This window comes from Shewanella sp. BJSY2023SW005, assembly GCF_047314585.1.
Lineage (GTDB): Bacteria > Pseudomonadota > Gammaproteobacteria > Enterobacterales > Shewanellaceae > Shewanella > Shewanella algae.
Genome location: NZ_JBKORJ010000053.1, coordinates 41,732 through 60,660 on the forward strand (window position 1 = coordinate 41,732; position 18,929 = coordinate 60,660).

Here is an 18,929-nt window from a genome sequence, read left to right on the forward strand (position 1 = left end):
ATTACTCCACTTCCACTATCATTGCCACACCCAGACCACCGGCCGCACAGGCGGTTGTCAGCCCCGTACCGCCACCGCGGCGTTTCAGTTCATTACACACTTGAGTTATCAAGCGAGTACCCGTGGCCGCAAACGGATGGCCATAGGCCAGCGAGCCGCCGAGCACGTTGAACTTGCTCATATCGATTTCACCAATGGCGCGGCTCTGACCGAGTTTTTCCTCGGCAAACTTCTTCGAGGCAAACATCTTCATATTGGCCAAAGTCTGGGCGGCAAAGGCTTCATGCATCTCTATCAGGGTCAGATCTTCGAGCTGCATACCGGCGCGTTTCAGCGCCAGTGGCGTGGCGTAGGATGGCCCCATCAGCATGTCTTCCCAGACATCTATGGCGCTGAAGGCGTAGCTCTTGATATAGCCAATGGGGGTGTAACCCAGTGCCTTGGCTCGGCCTTCACTCATCAGGATCACCGCCGAGGCGCCATCGGTCAACGGGGTACTGTTGGCGGCGGTGACACTGCCGTGCTTGCGGTCGAATACGGGTCTGAGTTTGGCGTAAGACTCAAGGGACGAGTTGTCGCGGATATTGTTGTCACGCTCGATAAAACTCTTGTAGGGCGGCACATGGGCCACCATGACTTCATCCTTGAGCTTGCCTTCATTCCAGCTCTGGCTCGCCAGAGTATGAGAGCGGTGGGCCAGCGCGTCCTGATCGGCACGGCTGATGCCGTGGCTCTTGGCCATCTGCTCGGCGGTTTGCCCCATGGACAGGCCGGTGGAATATTCGGCCACAGCAGGCGGCACAGGCAAGAGATCTTTAAACCCCAGACGGCGAACTATGTTCCACTTCTGTCCCAGGGTACGGGCCTTATTGAGATCGACCAAGGCATGGGCCAACTTGCGGGACACCCCGATAGGCAGCACAGAGGAGGAGTCCGAGCCCCCGGCTATGCCTATTTCGATATTGCCCGTCATGATCGACTCGGCAATATTGACAGTGGACTGAAAACTGGTGGCACAGGCACGGGTAACACTGTAGGCATCTGTGTGCAAATTCATGCCGGTACCCAGGACAATTTCACGGGCAATATTGGGCGCTGCCGGCATCTGTACGACCTGGCCGTAGACAAGCTGCTCAATCAGCTTGGGGTCCAATTCACTGCGACTGAGCAGCTCATTGACCACCATCTTGCCCATATCCAGCGCCGACACGCCGTGAAACGCCGTCGCCTGTTTGGCGAACGGGGTACGCAGACCAGCCACTATGGCAATCCGCTCGCCCCTGGCATTGGTTACCTGTTGTCTGTCACTCATTTGTCACCCTCTTTACAGTGGCGCACGCCGAAAACTGGCCTTGACGCTGCGCTTTATTGTTTTTCCATAAGAGACCCGTACTGCCCTAAACAGGTCTGACCATTAAAAATGTGATCTGATTCTAACTTCTTGTTGGCCGGTTTTAAACACCTGTTTGTTTTTTTAACACTAGCCAAGGGCGCAGGGAATTCTTTACCATAACCGCTGTCTATAGTTGGGCCTTAAAATAAAACGAGTAGCATCATGCCTTTGAGTCGATTTCATGCACTGCGGACCTATCTGGATCAAGTGATCATAGGTCAGCCAATTTTGACCGAAAACCTGCTTATCGCTCTGATAGCCGATGGCCACCTGTTAGTGGAAGGACCACCGGGGCTAGCCAAGACACGGGCCGTTAAAGCGCTGTGTGATGGCATTGAGGGCGACTTTCACCGCATTCAGTTTACCCCGGACCTGCTGCCGGCCGATTTGACCGGCACCGACATCTATCGCGCCCAAACCGCGACCTTTGAATTTGAAGCCGGACCGATATTTCACAACCTTATTCTGGCGGATGAAATCAACCGCGCCCCGGCCAAGGTGCAGTCAGCCCTTTTGGAAGCCATGGCCGAAGGCCAGGTGACGGTGGGCAAGCACTCCTACAAGTTACCGCCGCTGTTTTTAGTGATGGCGACCCAAAACCCGCTGGAAAACGAGGGCACCTACCCGTTGCCGGAAGCCCAGCTTGACCGCTTCCTGATGCACCTGAACCTGGATTACCCGGAGGCAGACACTGAACTTGAGATCCTGCGTTTGTCCCACAGCGAAGCCAAGACCCACGGCATGGAGAAAGTCACTCCCATAGGCCAGCAGGAAGTGTTCCTCGCCCGGGAGCAAGCGCTGGAGCTGTATCTGGCCGAACCGCTGGAGCGTTATATTGTCGACTTGGTGATGGCGACCCGTCAGCCTCAGCGCTACAGCGACCAGCTTGCCAAGTGGCTGGAATACGGTGTCAGCCCGCGGGCGACCCAATCCATCGAGCGCTGTGCCCGCGCCCGCGCCTGGTTATATGAACGTGACTTTGTCTCCCCTGAAGATATTCAAGCCGTGGTGCCCAATGTACTGCGCCACCGTTTGCTGCTGAGTTATCAGGCGCAGGCCGAAGGGGTCAGCCGCGATCAGGTGATTGACCATGTGCTCAATCAGGTGGCCGTTCCCTGATGAAAGCCGCAACAACAGACTCTTCACTGCCACTGTTTGCCGACGGCCTCCACCTGTGTGAGGCCGAGCTGCTTGCCTGCCAGAATATCGCCCGTGCTCTGGGTGACAGGCAGGGAAAAGCCCGCGCGGCCATGGCCGGTCACAGAGCCAGCCTGGTCAAAGGCCGCGGCATGGAATTTGCCGAAGTGCGTCACTATCAACAGGGCGATGATGTCCGTACCATAGATTGGCGGGTCACAGCCCGCACCGGCAAGGCGCATACCAAGCTGTTTGTCGAGGAGCGTGAGCGCCCTATTCTGCTGTTGGTGGATATGAAGCACAGCCTCTATTTCGGCTCCCAGCTGCTATTGCAGTCGGTACAGGCGGCGCATCTGGCAGCGACCTTGGGCTGGAATGCCATCATGCAGGGCGACCGCCTCGGCGCGCTGGTGGTGGGCGATAGCGCCCACAGAGAGCTTAAGCCAAGAGCACGCAACCAGGGGATCCTGGCACTGATATCGGCGCTGGTGGCGGTACACAAGTCGCAGCTCGAAGCGCTGGACAGCCCCCATGAAGATGGTCAGGCATTAATGCTCCAGGCCTGTCAGCGTCTGGCACGACTGGCCAAACCCGGCTCCCTTATCTGGATAATCACAGACGGCAACGGATTTGGCAGCGAATGTCAGCAGGCGCTGTCGGAACTCAAACGCCACTGCGAGCTGGCGGCCTTTGTGGTAACAGATCCCATGCGCCAAGGCACACTCGAGCTGCCGCGGCAGTTTGCCCTGCCGGTACGGGAGTCTGGCCGCAGCCTGATCCTGGATCGCAGCGGTTATGATGCCTGGCTCGGTCGTCAGCGCGCCAACCTGGCGCAGTTTGATACCCTGATGCAACAACTCAAGGTCCCGGTTCGCACTCTGGATGCCGGCCGGCGCCTCAATCAACAATTGACACTGTTAAGATGAATCCCAATCAAGCCAATCCGGCGCTGAGTGCGCTCAAGGATATTCAACTGCCGGCCGAGGTGCCCTTTTGGCCTCCGGCTCCCGGTATTTGGCTGCTGATGCTGCTGGCCTTGTTACTGCTTGGCGCCGCGGCATTCTTTGGCTATCGGCGCCTGCAGGCAACCAAGGCTCACAAGGCGGTGGCTCAAGCCGCCATGACTGAACTGACACAGCTGCAGGACCAGGACCCGGAGCTGCTATCCAAGATGAGCGCATTGTTGAAACGCACCGCCATCAGCTATGGTGAGCGCACCCAGGTGGCCGGACTCAGCGGTAAATCCTGGGCCGAGTATCTGGATAACGCACTGCCAGCCGAGCAGCGCGGTCGCTTCGCCTCTTTGCTCGAAAATCAATACCGCAGCCAACCGAGCGCTGCCCCCACCGAGTTGCGGGCGCTTTGTGTTTGCTGGCTCAAGCGCGCGCCCAAACACTTTGCCAAGGGAGGCAAGCCAAGATGCTGACCCTCTATTGGCCCTGGTTACTGCTGCTTATTCCCTTGCCGCTGCTGCTAGCCTATCGCCCCGCCGTCAACAGCGGCGGCCAACTGCAACTGCCCGGCGTCGATGCCCATGCCCGCGAGCAGCAACAAAGCAAACGCAGAGCGCCCTTGAGTCTCTGGCTGCTGTGGTGCCTGTTGCTGCTGGCCATCGCCCGGCCACAGTGGCTTGGCGATCCCATAGAGCTGCCCACCGAAGGGCGGGATCTGATGCTGGCGGTGGATCTCTCCGGCAGTATGCAGATTGAAGACATGGTGCTCGATGGCAAAGCGGTAGACAGATTCACCCTGATCCAGAAAGTGGTCAGCGACTTTATCGAGCGCCGCGCCGGCGATCGTATCGGCCTGATATTGTTTGCCGATGCCGCCTATCTGCAGGCTCCACTGACTCAGGACAGACGCTCTGTGGCTCAGTATCTCAAGGAAGCCCAAATCGGCCTGGTGGGCAAACAGACCGCCATTGGCGATGCCATTGCCCTGGCGGTAAAACGCTTCGATAAGGTGAAAGACAGCAACCGGGTGTTGGTGCTTTTGACCGACGGCTCCAACAATGCCGGCAGCATAGTGCCGGATCAGGCCGCCGCTATTGCCGCCAAGCGCGGCATCACCATCTACACCATAGGTGTGGGCGCCGATGTGATGGAGCGTCGCACCCTGTTTGGCCGTGAACGGGTCAACCCCTCGATGGATCTGGATGAAGCCCAGCTGCAACGGATAAGCGATGCCACCAAGGGGCGCTATTTCCGTGCCCGGAATACCGAAGAACTGGAACAGATCTATCAGGAAATCGACAAGCTGGAGCCCGTCAGCCGTGACGCCCTCAGTTACCGGCCGCAATCCGAGCTGTTTTACTGGCCGCTGGGACTGGCGCTGGCGCTAAGCGCACTATTGCAGCTGCAAAGCCTGTTGCTCAGCGTCTGGCCAGGGCGTTGGGGGAGGAAATCATGAGTTTGCACTTTATCCGTCCCGAATGGCTGTGGGCCTTAGTGCCTCTGGCATTGCTGTTAGTGCTGCAAAGTCGCCGTCAAGCGGGCCAATCTGACTGGGATCGTTATATTGCGCCGCATCTGGCGTCACTGCTGTTGACCCAAGGCAGCAAAAGCCGCCGAAACCGCCTGCCCTGGCTTGGTCTGGCCTGGTTAGTGGCAGTACTGGCCTTAAGCGGCCCGGCGCTTTACAAGAAACCCCTGCCGGTATTTGCCAGCAGCACAGGACGGGTGCTGGTGATGGATATGTCTTTATCCATGTATGCCACAGACGCCGCCGCCAACCGTTTGACCCAGGCCAGGTTCCGCGCCACGGATCTGCTGGAGCAACTCAATGAAGGGGAAACCGCCCTGCTGGCCTACGCGGGTGACGCCTTTGTCATCAGCCCCTTGACCCGGGATCGCAACACCCTGCTCAATCTGTTGCCAACCCTGAGCCCGGCCATCATGCCAGTGCGCGGCTCCAATTTGGCCGCAGCGCTGGAGAAAGCCAAGGAGCTGCTCAGTCAGGGCGGCCACCTGCAGGGCGATATCATCTTGATGACAGATGGCGTCGGTAGCCGTCAGCTCAATGCAGCCAAACAGGCGATTGAGGGCAGTCACTACCGCTTGGGCATTCTGGCGATAGGTTCATCCCAGGGTGCACCGATAAGGCTGCCGGATGGGCAACTGCTCAAGGACAGCCGAAATGAAGTGGTAGCACCGGCCACCGATTTTGGTCTGCTCAGCGAGCTGGCAAGTGCCGGGAACGGCATTTTGGTGCCCTACAGCAACGATGGCAAGGATCTGCAAACGCTGCAGCAGTGGCTCGCCACCAGCTCGGATGCCACAGAAACAGATCTTGCCGGCGATACCTGGGTCGACCTTGGCCCCTATCTGGCGCTCTTGCTGTTGTTGCCACTGCTCTTGAGCTTTCGCAGCGGCCTACCGGTGCTGTTGCTGCCCTTGAGTCTTGGCCTGCTTGTCAGCCCACCTAGCCAGGCAAGCGGCTGGGATGACCTTTGGCAAACCCGAGATCAGCAGGGAATGCAGGCATTCAAGCAAGAGGATTTTGCCACTGCCGCCGACAAGTTTGTTGACCCGGCCTGGCAAGGCAGCGCCCGCTACCGCGGCGGCGATTATCAAGGCGCGCTGCAAGCCTTCGAGCAAGATGACAGTGCCACAGGCTTATACAACCAAGGCAATGCCCTGATGCAGCTTGGCCAATATGAAGAAGCCATCAAGCGCTACAGTGACGCCCTGACACTAGTGCCCGATATGCAGGATGCCATTGACAATAAGGCGTTGGCGGAGTCCTTGCTAAAGCAGCGAGAGCAGCAACAAGATCAACAGAGCCAGGATAAGCAAGAGGATCAAAGCCAGCAGGATCAACAACAGAATTCTCAGTCCGGCAAGGATCAGAGTCAGGGCAGTCAGGACAGCGCCCAGGGTGACAACAGCCAGGGCCAAAACCAGGACAAAGAGCAAGGTCAAGACAGCCAAGCCGACCAGGGCTCAAGCAAGGACTCGCACCAGGGCTCAGATAAAGACGCTAACAAAGAGAATAGCGAGCCTTCCACTACCTACTCGCAGCAAAATGATGCTGACAATGCCACTGAGAAGGACGCCGAGAAGGACGCCAAAGGCGATCAGAACCCGCAAAATGCCGAGGATAACACTGGCGCAGGCTCTGAGCCTGAGATGCAGGCTTCATTGCCACAAGAGCAAGAGCCGCAAAATGAGTCAAGCGCAGCTGCAAGTCAAAACGGTGCAGCTAAGCAGGATGGTTCAGAGATTGATGCCGACAAGGCCAACTCGGCGAGCCTTGCCGAGCAACAAGAAGGGCCAAACGATGAGCAAAGCGATGAGCAGCCTAATGCACAAGTTGCCGCCTCGTCACTCGAGGACACCGAGCCCCTGCCCCCTGAAATGGAGCGGGCGCTGAAGGCATTGGTGGATGACCCGGCCACTTTGCTGCGCAACAAGATGCAACTCGAGTATCAAAAACGCCGCCAGCGCGGCGAGACACCCAAGGACAATGAACAGTGGTAACTAGACTTATTCCTCTATTGCTTCTGTGCCTACTGCCGCTCAAGGCACTGGCACTGACACAGCTTCAAGCCTCGGTCGATCGCAATCCCGTGACCGAGAGCGAGTACTTTATGCTGTCCGTGGTGGCAGATGATGAACTCGAAGCCCAGGCACTGGACACCTCGGCCCTATTGAAAGACTTTATCGTCGGCCGCACCAGCGTCAGTCGCAGTACCCAGATCATCAATTTTGATGCCCGCAAGGAAACCCGCTGGCAAGTGATGCTGGCCCCAAAAACCACCGGCCAGGTCACTATTCCGGCCCTGAGTATCGATGGCATCAGCAGCGATGCCATCGAATTGAAGGTGATGCCGGCAGGTAGTCGCCCCGAGGCGCAAAAAAACCTGTTCCTGCGTACCAGTATCTCGGCCAAGGAGGCCTATGTCGGCCAACTACTCACCTACAAGGTAAAACTCTTTCTGGCCGTTGAGCTGCAGCGTGGGGTGTTGTCGGCCCCCTCTATCAGCGGAGCCCAGATAAAACAGCTCGGCGAGGATAAAGAAAGCAGTGAAATCGTCAACGGCCGCCGTTTTCGGGTGATAGAGCGCAGCTACGGCATCATAGCCGATGAACCCGGCGAGCTGGCGATTTCCGGTGCCAACTTCTCTGGCGATGTGCTGGTCGATACCCCAAGACGGGGCATGTTCGCCTTTCAGGAAAGTCGCCCCATGCAGGCCCAGAGTGACAGCATGCTGGTCAGCATCAAGCCCATCCCGGCCGAATATCACGGCGACTGGCTGATATCGGATCTGGTGATGCTCAAAGAGGAATGGGACGACAAGCAGACTTTTGAAGTGGGTCGCCCTATTACCCGAAACCTGACACTGCTGGCATCCAATGCCGATGAAACCAGCCTACCGGAGCTTAAACTGAGCTTGCCGGACAATCTCAAGAGCTATCCGGAAAAGGCGCAGCGCAAGACCTTCGTTCGCGACAACCAACTGGTATCGCAACTGACCCAGACCATTGCCATAGTGCCCTCGAAGCCGGGGAGCTATACCCTGCCGGAGATCAAGGTGCCTTGGTGGAATCCGCATTTGAAACAGCAGGAGTTCGCCCTGCTACCGGCGCGTACTATCCAGGTGGCCCCCGCCGCCGATATGCCACAACCAACCATCAACCAACCTGCTCAGGAGCCCGGCAGCAGCGCAGGTTTCTGGCCTTGGTTGACGGCCCTGTTTGCGTCGCTGTGGCTGGCCACCTGTGTGTTGTGGCTAAAGGCGCGCAGGCAGCAAGCTCCGACCGCTCCGGCAACAGTGTTGCAAGCTCAAACAAGCCAAACCCAGCCGGGATTGAGCCAGGCTTGTCAGCAAGGGGACTTGAGCCAGGTGTTCAAGGCGTTGCAGCAGGAACTCAGTGATATCAAAGGCCATAGCGTCACACTCGATGAACTGCCTAAACTGGCCCCTGAGTTGGCCGCCGTGGTCGCCAAGATTCAGGCCAGCCGCTATGGCAGACAAAGCGGCGATCCCGGTCAGCATCTCCCGGCGCTGCTGCAGGCCTTTGAGCGCTTCAAGAGTCAGTACTCCAACGCCGCCGATGCGGCCTCAGTGCTGGCGCCGCTAAACCCTTAATCGACTGCTTCAGCCATAGCGTCTATTCGCTATGGCTGAGTGCCCGTCTGGGTATAGCCCGCCGTTACCATTTCCCCTCTCAGGCCTTTAACAGCAGACTTTTTCAACCAACTGTTTCCCTTCCTTTTCAACAGTGTGTTTACCCTTATCCCGATATTTCGGCCATCATTTTTACCGCCAAGCGTGCTGAAATCCAGGCTAAATCAGGCTTGCAACCAATTTTACACTCATGGTATTTGCCAGAATGCCCCCAAGGCCATTAAGCTTAGCGGCAACAAAAATAAAACAAGCATGGAAAATGTTCGATAGCTGGCGAAAGAAAAAGTCTGATGACGCGGTCATTTCTGACATGCTGAATAAACAAAGACGTTACGATAGCCTGGTCCGGGCGCTGCATACCGATATTTACCGCTACGCCTTCTGGCTTTGCGGCGACCGTCATGTGGCCGAAGATATCACCCAGGAAACTTTTCTCCGGGCTTGGCGCTCGCTGGATTCCTTGAAAGATGACAAGGCGGCCAAGGCTTGGTTAATCACGATTTTACGGCGGGAAAATGCCCGCCGCTTTGAGCGTAAACAGTTTGATTATGCCGATATCGGCGAAGAGCATTGGCAGGATCCCGGTTCCCAGAGCCAGGAAGATCATGCCGAACACTATCTGCTCAGGCGTCAAATCGCCCAATTGGAACCCGAGTATCGGGAGCCTTTGTTATTACAGCTGATAGCCGGATTCAGTGGCGATGAAATTGCCCAATTGCTGGATCTAAACCGAAATACTGTCATGACCCGCTTGTTTCGGGCCAGGAATCAGTTAAAAGAAGCACTGGAACACTCCAAGGTCAGAGGTCAATCCAATGGATGAGCTGAAGTTTCGCCGCCAGGCCTATGGCGACCCCAATAATCAGGATCCCGAGTTTCTCGAGGCCCTCAGCCAGAGCGAGGACAATCAGGCGTTTGTCGCCGAACTCAAGGCACTCGATGGCAAAATAAGTCAGGCGCTCAGAATTCCTGTGGCCGAAGATCTGAGCGAAAAACTGCTGCTGAAACAGCAGTTGGCCGTGCATCACGCCCAACGCAGACGCACCGGCTGGATGCTGGCGATGGCGGCCTCCGTCGCTTTTGTTGCCGGAGTCAGTTTCAGTCTCTGGCGCCAAGGGCCAGTGGATTTAGGACAACACGCCCTCGCCCATGTCCGCCATGAAACCATTGCCATGACCAGTGATGCCGATATCTCTTATCAGGCGGTCAATGCCAAGCTCGCATCGCTCAAGGGGTTGGGCAGTGCCAGATTCAACAGCCAACCGGGACGGGTGTTTTACAGCACCTTCTGCGATTTTCAGGGAATTGAGAGTATTCACCTGGTATTGGCCGGTGAACAAGGCAAGGTAACAGTGTTTATTGTGCCCCCTGAGCACAGGGTGATGCTGGCCGAGGCCTTTGCCGACAGCGAATACCGGGGAGAGGCGATAAAAACCGACTCAGCTTACCTGGTGTTGGTAGCCGAATATCCTCAGGACCTAGACGCTGTTAAAGAAGAAATAAAACAGAGCTTTATCTAAGGTATCGCAGTTCTTTGCTTGCCAAATCTCCCGGCGAACACTCGCCGGGACTGGTCAGATCTGCCTCACATAACCTGTCAACATTGGGCGCTTTGGCAAACTTTTGCTAGTATCCGCGCCAAACAACAACACAAAAGTGTAAACCAGCATGCATATTGAAACCCCGGTAATGATAACTTTTCTGGGCTATTTGGCTCTGATGATGGGGATAGGTCTTTGGGCCTACAAGGCGACCGATTCGGTCGATGACTATATTCTCGGCGGTCGCAAGATGGGCCCGGCCGTAACCGCTCTCAGTGTTGGCGCTTCCGACATGTCCGGTTGGCTGCTGCTGGGTTTGCCCGGCGCCGTCTATCTCGGCGGTCTGGGCGAAGCCTGGATGGGAATAGGTCTGTTACTGGGCGCCTGGCTTAACTGGCTTTTGGTGGCCAAACGCCTGCGGATCTATACCCAGATGGCTGACAATGCTCTCACGCTGCCGGACTTTTTTGAGAAGCGTTTCAACGACGAGGGTGGCCTCCTGAAACTGGTTTCCGCCGTCACCATATTACTGTTTTTCACCTTCTACGCCTCCTCCGGCATGGTGGGCGGCGCGGTGCTGTTCAGCAATGTCTTTGGACTCGAGTACCTGACGGCGCTGCTGATAGGTTCCGCGGTGATAGTGGCCTATACCTTTGTCGGCGGTTTTTTTGCCGTCAGCTGGACAGACTTCTTCCAGGGTTGCTTGATGTTGATAGCCCTGTTGATAGTCCCGGTCAGCATGTTTACCCATCCAGAGAGTCACAAGAGCCTGGATGCCCTGGACCCGGCTATGCTGTCGTTATGGAGCGATAAGCTGACCTTGATAGGTCTGCTGTCGGCTCTGGCCTGGGGGCTGGGTTACTTTGGACAGCCCCATATTCTGTCGCGCTTTATGGCGATTAACAGTGTCAAGGATCTGCCGGTTTCGCGCCGCATCGCCATGAGCTGGATGTTTATCTCCCTGATCGGCGCCCTGGCGACCGGCATTGCCGGCGCGCTCTATTTTGCCGACGAGCCGCTCAAGAATCCGGAAACTGTGTTTATCCATCTGACTCAGGTCGCCTTTAACCCCTGGATTGGTGGTCTGCTTATCGCCGCTATCTTGTCGGCCATCATGAGCACCATAGACTCGCAATTGCTGGTGTGTTCCAGCGTGATCACCGAAGATTTCTACCGTAAGTGGCTCAGGCCCGAGGCTTCAAGCAAGGAACTGATGTTGGTCGGTCGTACCGGCGTGTTGGCCATTGCCATTATCTCAGTGGTTGTTGCCCTGGATCGGGAAGCAAGCGTACTGGGTCTGGTGAGCTATGCCTGGGCCGGTTTCGGTGCCGCCTTCGGCCCTGTGGTGATCCTGTCGCTGTTTTGGCGTGGCTACAGCCGCAACGGCGCCATTGCCACCATCCTAGTTGGCGGCTTGACAGTAATCATCTGGAAACAATTGGAAAGCGGTATCTTCGCCCTCTATGAAATATTGCCTGGATTCATTCTGGCCACCCTGGCCGGGGTTGTAGTGAGCCGTTTGTCGCCGCCATCCGAGGCTACAAAGACACAATTCAGTCGCTTCGAACAGAGCCTCTAAGCTCGTAAATTCAGCTTTCAATTGCCCGCCCTGGCGTTTGGCGTACACTTGTACGCCAAACGCACCGCCAGTTTGTAATTTATTGTTTCACCCGATTTTACAGCTTAGCAACACACGGGCTTGTCATCTTCAATCAGCCACTATTCAGCTATTGCTGCTTTTCCGGCTCGGCCTGCATTTTGAAGTTCATCGCACGTTCGCAGCACATTCGCAGAAATTAACCAAAATATTACAAAACTTCACATCTGGTCGGAGTTGTTGGCGCTATGGGGCGTCCATAAGATGCACTGGACGAATAAGCGGGTGTCTGTGGGGTATTAGAGACTGACAGCCAACCTGCAAACATAAAAGAGAAGATAATAATGAAGTATTTCAACAAGACTCTTATCGCGGTTTCAGTAGCGCTGGTCAGTGGCCAGACCCTGGCAGCCGGTTTCCAGCTCAACAGCCAATCAGCCACAGGTATCGGCCGCGCCTTTGCCGGTGATGCCGTGATTGCAGATAACGCATCCGTGTTATCCCGTAACCCGGCCGCCATGGCACTGTTTGACAGCAAGGCGCTGTCCATGGGCCTGACCTACGCCGATATCGATGTTGATGTTAAAGACATCAAGCTGGCCAACGGTATGGGCAGCAGCTATGGCAGCGAGCACGATGCCGCCGATGCCAAGGTGATCCCCAACTTCTACTATATCCAACCATTGAGTGACAAATGGGCCTTCGGGGTTGCTGCTTTCAGTAACTTCGGTACAGGTACAGATACCAGTGCACTGGCCAACAACATGATAGATCTGCCTTCTGCGCCGGGGTTGCCACCCAAGATGGTTGCGCCTGTGGACCTCCTGGGTAACACAGAAGTCACCACCATCAACCTCAACGGTAGCCTTTCCTACCGAGTCAACGAGTACCTGAGTCTGGGTGCCGGCCTGGACATAATTTACGGCCAGGGCAAACTGACCCGTAACGGCAACCTGCCGCTGGGTCCCAATGGCGAGTTGGTACATACGGATCTGGTGAATGTTGACGCCGATGGCTGGGCTATCGGTGGTATTGTTGGTGCGGTATTTGAGCTGGACAAGAACAACCGCTGGGGCGTGAGCTACCGAATCAGTCCTGAGTTTGATGCCGAAGGTGATATCAGCACATTCAGCACTCAGGCTGGTGCCATGGTTGAATTTGACAAGATAACCATTCCACTGCCAGACATCTTCCAGATTGCCGGTTTCCATCAAATCACCGAAAAGTTTGCCCTGCACTACACAGCGCAGCTGTCTACCTGGGGTGACTTTGACCAGATCACAGTGAAAGACGGCAGCATTGGCGGCGCCGTAGCAGTGCCAGATTCAGCGCTGAAGCACTACAAGTGGGATGACTCCTGGCTGTTCAGCGTAGGAGCCACCTATCAAGTGTCCGACAAGTGGACGGTTCGCGCCGGTTTCATGCACGACAAAGGCGTAGTGGATAGCCTGAGCTCCATCTCCATCCCGGATTCGGATCGTAACTGGTATACCGCAGGTGCCAGCTACCAGCTGAGCCCCAACTCTGCCATCGACATGGGCGTTGCCTTTGTTCGTGGCCAGGATGTCACTGTACTGGAAGAGAGTGCCGTATTGGCGCCACTCGAGCCAATCGGCGGTAACTATATCACTGCCGGTACCCGCTCCAACGCTGTGTACTACTCAGTACAGTACAGCTACCAATTCTGAGCCAAGGCTCCAACGAGTTTAAGCTGACAAGGCCGCCCTTCTGGGCGGCCTTTTTGTTGATTAACAGCAAGTTATTCAGGCAGTATTCAAGCTTACAGATGCATTCTCGCCAAGGCTTGGTTATCTTATGGAAGATGTAAATTGCGCTGCTTCGGCTGGCTTACTGGGCCGGATATAAGGCGTACTTCATATCTTCCCTATGTCACAAAAGGATTTCGAAATGAGTAAAAATTATTCTCTGGCGGCCCTGTTGCTTGGGGGTTTTATTTGCGCCGGTTTACTGCTGCTTGGCACCAGTATTGGAAACAGCCTGCTGGCAATGAAAGGTATGGAGCGAACCGTGGCGGTCAAAGGTCTGGCTGAGCGCGAGGTCAAGGCCAACGTCGCCATCTGGCCGATTCGCTTCAATGAGGTGGATAATGATCTCAACACCTTGTATCAGACGGTGCAACAAAAGACAGATAAAGTGACGGCCTTTCTTGAACAGCAAGGTTTCAACAAGGATGAAATCTCTGTCTCTCTGCCTTCCATCGAAGACAGGCAAGCCCAGGGTTATGTCGATCCCAATGTTAAGTATCGCTATGCCGCCCGGGTAACAGTGTCGCTTTATACTCACCAGGTGGATCTGCTGCTTGAGAGCCGTAACAAGCTGCTGGCCCTGGCCAAAGAAGGTATAGCCATCGCCAGTCAGGACTATGACAGTCGCACCGAATTCCTGTTTACCGAACTCAACAGTATCAAGCCGGCCATGGTGCAGGAGGCTACCCAAAATGCCCGTGAAGTGGCCGAGAAGTTTGCCAAAGATTCAGACTCGGTACTTGGGAAGATCAAACAAGCCAGCCAGGGCACCTTCACCATTTCCGATCGCGACAGTAATACGCCTTACATCAAGAAGGTGCGAATCGTCTCTACCCTCACCTACTATCTCAACGACTGAACTTTTGAAGCGCAAACCTGAAACGGATTTTTCAATATAAACAGGTGGCCAAGGCCGCCTGTTTTCGTATCTGTATTTTGGCTGTGTATATTCTGGCCTGGGTATTCAAGGTTTAGTCAGTTACTCAAGCCACCTCTTATTTAATCATATTTTTCTAATAATAGTTGCAGGCGACCACCTTATTCATTAGAATTTTCTCATAGATGTTTTTTTGAGAACAGTTCCATGCCCAGAATAACGCCAGTATTGACCCTGTTACTGCCCGCGCTGCTGCTCATTCAACCCGTTAAGGCAGCCGAGCCGGCCACAGTGACTGTCCGCCAGACAGAGCACTCCCAATTGCTGACCCTGGATGGCAGGCTCGAGGCGGTCAAGGCCGCAACCGTGTCGGCCCAAACCTCGGGACGGATCCTCAAGCTTTACTTTGATGTCAACGACCGAGTCCCCGCCGGGGCGGCGCTGCTTGAGATCACCAGTGAAGAGCAAGGCGCGTCCCTGGCGGCGGCCGAGGCGGAATACGCCAGAGCCAGAGCCTTGGATACCGAAGCGCAACTGACGCTCAAGCGCTATCAGGAACTGTTTCCCAAGGGCGCGATTTCCCGCGGCCAAATGGATCAGGCCATAGCCAATGCCAAGTCAGCCTCCCAAGCGGCCAGCGCCGCCAAAGCGAGGATCATTCAGGCAAAGGAATCACTGAAATACACAGTCGTCAGCGCGCCATATGCTGGCATAGTCACGGCCAGGCATGTGGAAGAGGGAGAAACAGTCGCTCCCGGTCAACCGCTCCTGTCCGGTTTTGCCGACGATGAGATGCGGGTGGTGATGCAGCTGCCGCAGCGTTTTCTTCAGGCCGCCAAAGCCACAGAAAAGATGACGGTTATCCTAGCCGATGGCCGCAGTTTTGACGTCACTACCCCCAAGGTCTTTGGTTTCAGTGATGAGCAGAGCCGCGCCTTTCAGGTGAGACTGCCACTGCCGGCCAACACAGGCGATCTGCTGCCCGGCAGTTTCGTTAAGGTGCGCTTTACCATAGACAAGCGCCAGGAGATAGTACTGCCCAAAGAAGCACTTTACAGCGTCAATGAGCTGTCGGCCGTCTACCTCAAGCGCGGCGACAACTTTGTCCTGCAACAGGTACGTCTGGGTGATGTGCGTGACGATGGCGTGACCATACTGGCAGGACTCGAAGCCGGAGACATAGTCGCCGCCAACGCCTATCAGTTGCTGCTCAAGCAGCGCCAGGCCAAGTAAGGGGAACTCATGGCTAATCACAGCGAAAATAACACCGGCATCTCCGGCCGCATTGCCGCCAGTTTCCAGCTCAGTGCCATTACGCCGCTTCTGGCCTTGCTGGGCTTGTTGCTGGGGATGTTTGCCATTATGGTCACTCCCAAGGAGGAAGAACCTCAGATAGATGTGACCTTTGCCGATGTATTTATCCCCTTCCCCGGTGCCACACCGACCGAAGTCGAGCAGTTGGTTACCCTGCCGGCAGAAGAGGTGATCTCGCAGATAAAAGGCATAGATACCCTCTACTCCTTCTCGCAGCCCGATGGCGCGATGATCATCGTCATCTTTGAGGTGGGCGTGCCCCGTAACGAGGCGATAGTCAAACTCTACAACCAGATCTATTCCAACCTGGACAAGCTGCCCAGAGCCGCGGGAGTGGGCGATCCCTTGATAAAACCCATGGGCATAGACGATGTGCCCATTGTCAGCCTGACTCTCTGGTCAGAGGAGCCCGGTGTCTCTGCTCAGCAACTGACTCATGTGGCCCATGGGCTCGAAACCGAACTCAAGCGCATTCCCGGCACCCGAGATGTCGAGTCCATGGGATCCCATGAGTTGGTGCTCAATGTGCGCATCAATCCGGCCCAAATGAGTTTTTATGGTGTCAGCTTCGATGCCATCAACCGGGCGCTCGGCGCCAACAATACGGTCTCCATGCCCGTGTCTCTGGTGCAGGATAACCAGGAGATCAAGGTGCAGACCGGCCAGTTCCTGCGTTCGCTGGAGGATGTGCAGCAACTGGTGGTCGCGGTGCACAATGACAGCCAAGGCAAGGCCGCTCCTGTATTCCTCAGTGATATTGCCGATATCAGCCTCAAGGCCGACGTTCCCCTCTATGGCGCCTGGCATCAAAACGGTCACAGCGCCGAAGCAGAAGCTAAAGGCGTCTTTCCGGCAGTGACCATAGCCATAGGCAAACAACCGGGTGAAAACGCCGTGGATGTGGCCGATGCTATCCTTACCAAGGTGGAAAAGAGCCGTAACCTGCTTATTCCGGACAATGTCAATGTCACTGTGTCACGCAACTATGGCGTAACGGCGGCAGATAAGTCCAACACTCTGATCTTCAAGTTGATCTTTGCAACCGCCGCTGTGGTTATCCTGGTGGTGTTCACCATGGGAATGCGCGAGGCACTGGTGGTAGGTGTGGCGATTGTCATTACCCTGGCGATTACCCTTTTCGCCTCCTGGGCCTGGGGCTTTACCCTCAACCGGGTATCCCTGTTTGCGCTGATCTTCTCCATAGGTATTTTGGTGGACGATGCCATCGTCGTGGTGGAAAACATCCACCGTCATATGGCCATGGGCAAACGCAGCCTGAGTGAACTCATTCCCGCCGCCGTGGATGAAGTGGGTGGCCCCACGATTCTGGCGACCTTTACCGTTATTGCGGCATTGCTGCCGATGGCCTTTGTCTCGGGGCTGATGGGCCCCTATATGAGCCCTATTCCCATCAACGCCAGCATGGGCATGTTGATCTCCCTGGCTGTGGCCTTTGTGGTCACCCCCTGGCTCAGCCACAAACTGCTCAGGCACAAGGGTGGCGAGGGGCACAGCGACAATGCCAACCCTGTGATGCTCAGGCTGTTTACCCGGCTTATCAAGCCATTCCTCGAGAGCCGCAAGGCCCGTGTAGGCATGGCCGCCGGCGTGTTTGTGCTGATAGGCATGGCCGTGGCCCTGCCAGTCGGCCAATTGGTGGTGCTCAAGATGCTGCCCTTCGACAACAAGAGCGAATTCCAGGTGATGGTGGATATGCCGGAAGGCACGCCGGTGGAGCAGACGGAAAAAGTCCTCAAGGCCTTGTCAGATTATCTGGTGACTGTACCCGAAGTGCAGCATCTGCAGCTCTACGCCGGCACCCATGCCCCGATTAACTTCAACGGCCTGGTCAGGCATTACTTTGTCCGCAACAGTCAGGAGCTTGGCGATATTCAGGTCAATCTCAGTGATAAACAACACAGGGACAGAGACAGCCACAGCATAGCCCTGGCGGTGCGCGGCCCGCTGCAGCAAATCGCCCGGGGCTTCAACGCCAATGTCAAAGTGGTGGAAGTGCCCCCCGGCCCGCCAGTGTGGTCGCCGATTGTGGCCGAGGTCTATGGCCCCAGCCAGGATATTCGCCAGCAGGCGGCCAGGGAGCTGCAGTCCCTGTTCCAGGCGACCGAGGATGTAGTGGATATCGATATCTTCCTGCCGGCGGCACAACAGAAATGGCAGGTGCTTATCGATCGCAGCAAGGCCAGTCTGCTGGGCGTACCCTACGCCAACATAGTGGATCTGGTGGCCACCGCTGTCGGCGGCAAGGATATCAATGTGCTGCATAAACCGATGCAGAAACGCCCAGTGCCAATTCGCCTGGAACTACCTGAGGCCGACAAACTGGATTTGACTTCAGTGCTTAACTTACGCCTCGACAGCCTCCATGGCGGCACTGTGCCCGTGGCCGAATTGGTGACAATCCGCAAAGGACAGATAGACGCGCCCATCATTCACAAGAACATGATCCCGATGATCATGGTGATTGCCGACATGGCCGGGCCACTCGACAGCCCACTGTACGGCATGTTTGAAATGGCGGCGGATATCGACTCAGAAGGTGGCCTTGGTTTCAACCAGCACTATTTCAGCCAACCCGATGGCCTGGATGCCATCAGCGTACTCTGGGATGGCGAATGGAAGATAACCTATGAAACCTTCCGTGATATGGGCCTGGCCTATGGGGTTGGTATGATTGCCATCTATCTCCTGGTGGTGGCCCACTTCCGTTCCTATCTGGTACCGCTGATTATCATGGCGCCTATCCCCTTGACCATTATCGGGGTCATGCCGGGGCACGCCTTGCTCGGCGCCCAGTTCACCGCCACCTCCATGATAGGCATGATAGCGCTGGCGGGGATCATAGTGCGTAACTCCATACTCTTGGTGGACTTTATCAACCAGGAAACCGCTGCAGGAGTGCCATTTGAACAGGCGGTCATTCACTCGGGCGCCGTGCGGGCCAAACCTATTATGCTCACCGCCCTCGCGGCCATGATAGGCGCCATGTTTATTCTGGATGACCCGATCTTCAACGGTCTGGCCATCAGCCTTATCTTCGGGATCCTGATCTCCACCCTGCTAACGCTGGTGGTGATCCCGGTACTTTACTATGCCCTGATGCGCAAGCGCATCGACTCAGTGATCAACCAGGCCCAGGCGGCCAAAGGAGCTTAA

14 protein-coding genes are annotated in these 18,929 nt (G+C 56.0%); 13 read left to right on the forward strand and 1 reads right to left on the reverse strand.

Annotated elements, in window-relative coordinates; translation table 11 throughout:
* Position 1: 1 nt before the first annotated feature.
* Positions 2–1,312 (reverse strand): acetyl-CoA C-acyltransferase FadI, encoded by a 1,311-nt coding sequence (gene fadI / locus ACMHXI_RS16015; protein WP_045282694.1) that lies wholly within the window; start codon positions 1,310–1,312, stop codon positions 2–4.
* Positions 1,313–1,555: 243 nt separating this feature from the next.
* On the opposite strand from fadI, the gene ACMHXI_RS16020 reads away from it, so the two are divergent.
* From ACMHXI_RS16020 to ACMHXI_RS16080, 13 genes are all read left to right on the forward strand, one after another.
* Complete coding sequence (locus ACMHXI_RS16020) at positions 1,556–2,512, forward strand: AAA family ATPase (RefSeq protein WP_208184852.1); 957 nt, start codon at positions 1,556–1,558, stop codon at positions 2,510–2,512.
* Positions 2,512–3,456 carry a DUF58 domain-containing protein gene (locus ACMHXI_RS16025; protein ID WP_144128719.1) on the forward strand — a complete coding sequence of 315 codons (945 nt, stop codon included), beginning with the start codon at positions 2,512–2,514 and terminating at the stop codon, positions 3,454–3,456. The genes ACMHXI_RS16020 and ACMHXI_RS16025 overlap by 1 nt, the downstream gene beginning before the upstream one ends.
* A complete protein-coding gene (locus ACMHXI_RS16030) occupies positions 3,453–3,956 on the forward strand; it encodes a DUF4381 domain-containing protein (protein WP_025011132.1) in 504 nt (167 codons plus the stop codon). The genes ACMHXI_RS16025 and ACMHXI_RS16030 overlap by 4 nt, the downstream gene beginning before the upstream one ends.
* Entirely contained in the window at positions 3,950–4,939 is a 990-nt protein-coding gene (locus ACMHXI_RS16035; RefSeq protein ID WP_025887175.1) for a vWA domain-containing protein, read from the forward strand. The genes ACMHXI_RS16030 and ACMHXI_RS16035 overlap by 7 nt, the downstream gene beginning before the upstream one ends.
* Positions 4,936–7,008, forward strand: a complete 2,073-nt coding sequence (locus ACMHXI_RS16040; protein WP_413735470.1) for a VWA domain-containing protein — start codon at positions 4,936–4,938, stop codon at positions 7,006–7,008. The genes ACMHXI_RS16035 and ACMHXI_RS16040 overlap by 4 nt, the downstream gene beginning before the upstream one ends.
* On the forward strand, positions 7,002–8,621 hold the full coding sequence (locus ACMHXI_RS16045; RefSeq protein WP_208159940.1) for a BatD family protein: 1,620 nt from the start codon (positions 7,002–7,004) through the stop codon (positions 8,619–8,621). The genes ACMHXI_RS16040 and ACMHXI_RS16045 overlap by 7 nt, the downstream gene beginning before the upstream one ends.
* A gap of 298 nt (positions 8,622–8,919) precedes the next feature.
* Positions 8,920–9,483 carry a sigma-70 family RNA polymerase sigma factor gene (locus tag ACMHXI_RS16050; RefSeq protein WP_025011133.1) on the forward strand — a complete coding sequence of 188 codons (564 nt, stop codon included), beginning with the start codon at positions 8,920–8,922 and terminating at the stop codon, positions 9,481–9,483.
* Entirely contained in the window at positions 9,476–10,180 is a 705-nt protein-coding gene (locus ACMHXI_RS16055; protein WP_093983403.1) for a DUF3379 domain-containing protein, read from the forward strand. The genes ACMHXI_RS16050 and ACMHXI_RS16055 overlap by 8 nt, the downstream gene beginning before the upstream one ends.
* 148 nt (positions 10,181–10,328) lie before the next feature.
* Complete coding sequence (gene putP / locus ACMHXI_RS16060; RefSeq protein WP_156019409.1) at positions 10,329–11,780, forward strand: sodium/proline symporter PutP; 1,452 nt, start codon at positions 10,329–10,331, stop codon at positions 11,778–11,780.
* A gap of 362 nt (positions 11,781–12,142) precedes the next feature.
* On the forward strand, positions 12,143–13,486 hold the full coding sequence (locus tag ACMHXI_RS16065) for an OmpP1/FadL family transporter (protein ID WP_107005401.1): 1,344 nt from the start codon (positions 12,143–12,145) through the stop codon (positions 13,484–13,486).
* 220 nt (positions 13,487–13,706) lie between these two features.
* The gene (locus ACMHXI_RS16070) at positions 13,707–14,423 is read left to right on the forward strand and encodes an SIMPL domain-containing protein (RefSeq protein ID WP_028780787.1); all 717 of its coding nucleotides are present in this window, start codon (positions 13,707–13,709) and stop codon (positions 14,421–14,423) included.
* Positions 14,424–14,648: 225 nt separating this feature from the next.
* Entirely contained in the window at positions 14,649–15,674 is a 1,026-nt protein-coding gene (locus ACMHXI_RS16075) for an efflux RND transporter periplasmic adaptor subunit (RefSeq protein ID WP_335922322.1), read from the forward strand.
* A gap of 9 nt (positions 15,675–15,683) precedes the next feature.
* Positions 15,684–18,929, forward strand: a complete 3,246-nt coding sequence (locus ACMHXI_RS16080; RefSeq protein ID WP_413735474.1) for an efflux RND transporter permease subunit — start codon at positions 15,684–15,686, stop codon at positions 18,927–18,929.

Coding starts and splice junctions, on each gene's coding strand:
- fadI (WP_045282694.1), bottom strand. CDS start 1,312: ATGAGTGACAGACAACAGGTAACCAATGCCAGGGGCGAGCGGATTGCC.
- ACMHXI_RS16020 (WP_208184852.1), top strand. CDS start 1,556: ATGCCTTTGAGTCGATTTCATGCACTGCGGACCTATCTGGATCAAGTG.
- ACMHXI_RS16025 (WP_144128719.1), top strand. CDS start 2,512: ATGAAAGCCGCAACAACAGACTCTTCACTGCCACTGTTTGCCGACGGC.
- ACMHXI_RS16030 (WP_025011132.1), top strand. CDS start 3,453: ATGAATCCCAATCAAGCCAATCCGGCGCTGAGTGCGCTCAAGGATATT.
- ACMHXI_RS16035 (WP_025887175.1), top strand. CDS start 3,950: ATGCTGACCCTCTATTGGCCCTGGTTACTGCTGCTTATTCCCTTGCCG.
- ACMHXI_RS16040 (WP_413735470.1), top strand. CDS start 4,936: ATGAGTTTGCACTTTATCCGTCCCGAATGGCTGTGGGCCTTAGTGCCT.
- ACMHXI_RS16050 (WP_025011133.1), top strand. CDS start 8,920: ATGTTCGATAGCTGGCGAAAGAAAAAGTCTGATGACGCGGTCATTTCT.
- ACMHXI_RS16055 (WP_093983403.1), top strand. CDS start 9,476: ATGGATGAGCTGAAGTTTCGCCGCCAGGCCTATGGCGACCCCAATAAT.
- putP (WP_156019409.1), top strand. CDS start 10,329: ATGCATATTGAAACCCCGGTAATGATAACTTTTCTGGGCTATTTGGCT.
- ACMHXI_RS16065 (WP_107005401.1), top strand. CDS start 12,143: ATGAAGTATTTCAACAAGACTCTTATCGCGGTTTCAGTAGCGCTGGTC.
- ACMHXI_RS16070 (WP_028780787.1), top strand. CDS start 13,707: ATGAGTAAAAATTATTCTCTGGCGGCCCTGTTGCTTGGGGGTTTTATT.
- ACMHXI_RS16075 (WP_335922322.1), top strand. CDS start 14,649: ATGCCCAGAATAACGCCAGTATTGACCCTGTTACTGCCCGCGCTGCTG.
- ACMHXI_RS16080 (WP_413735474.1), top strand. CDS start 15,684: ATGGCTAATCACAGCGAAAATAACACCGGCATCTCCGGCCGCATTGCC.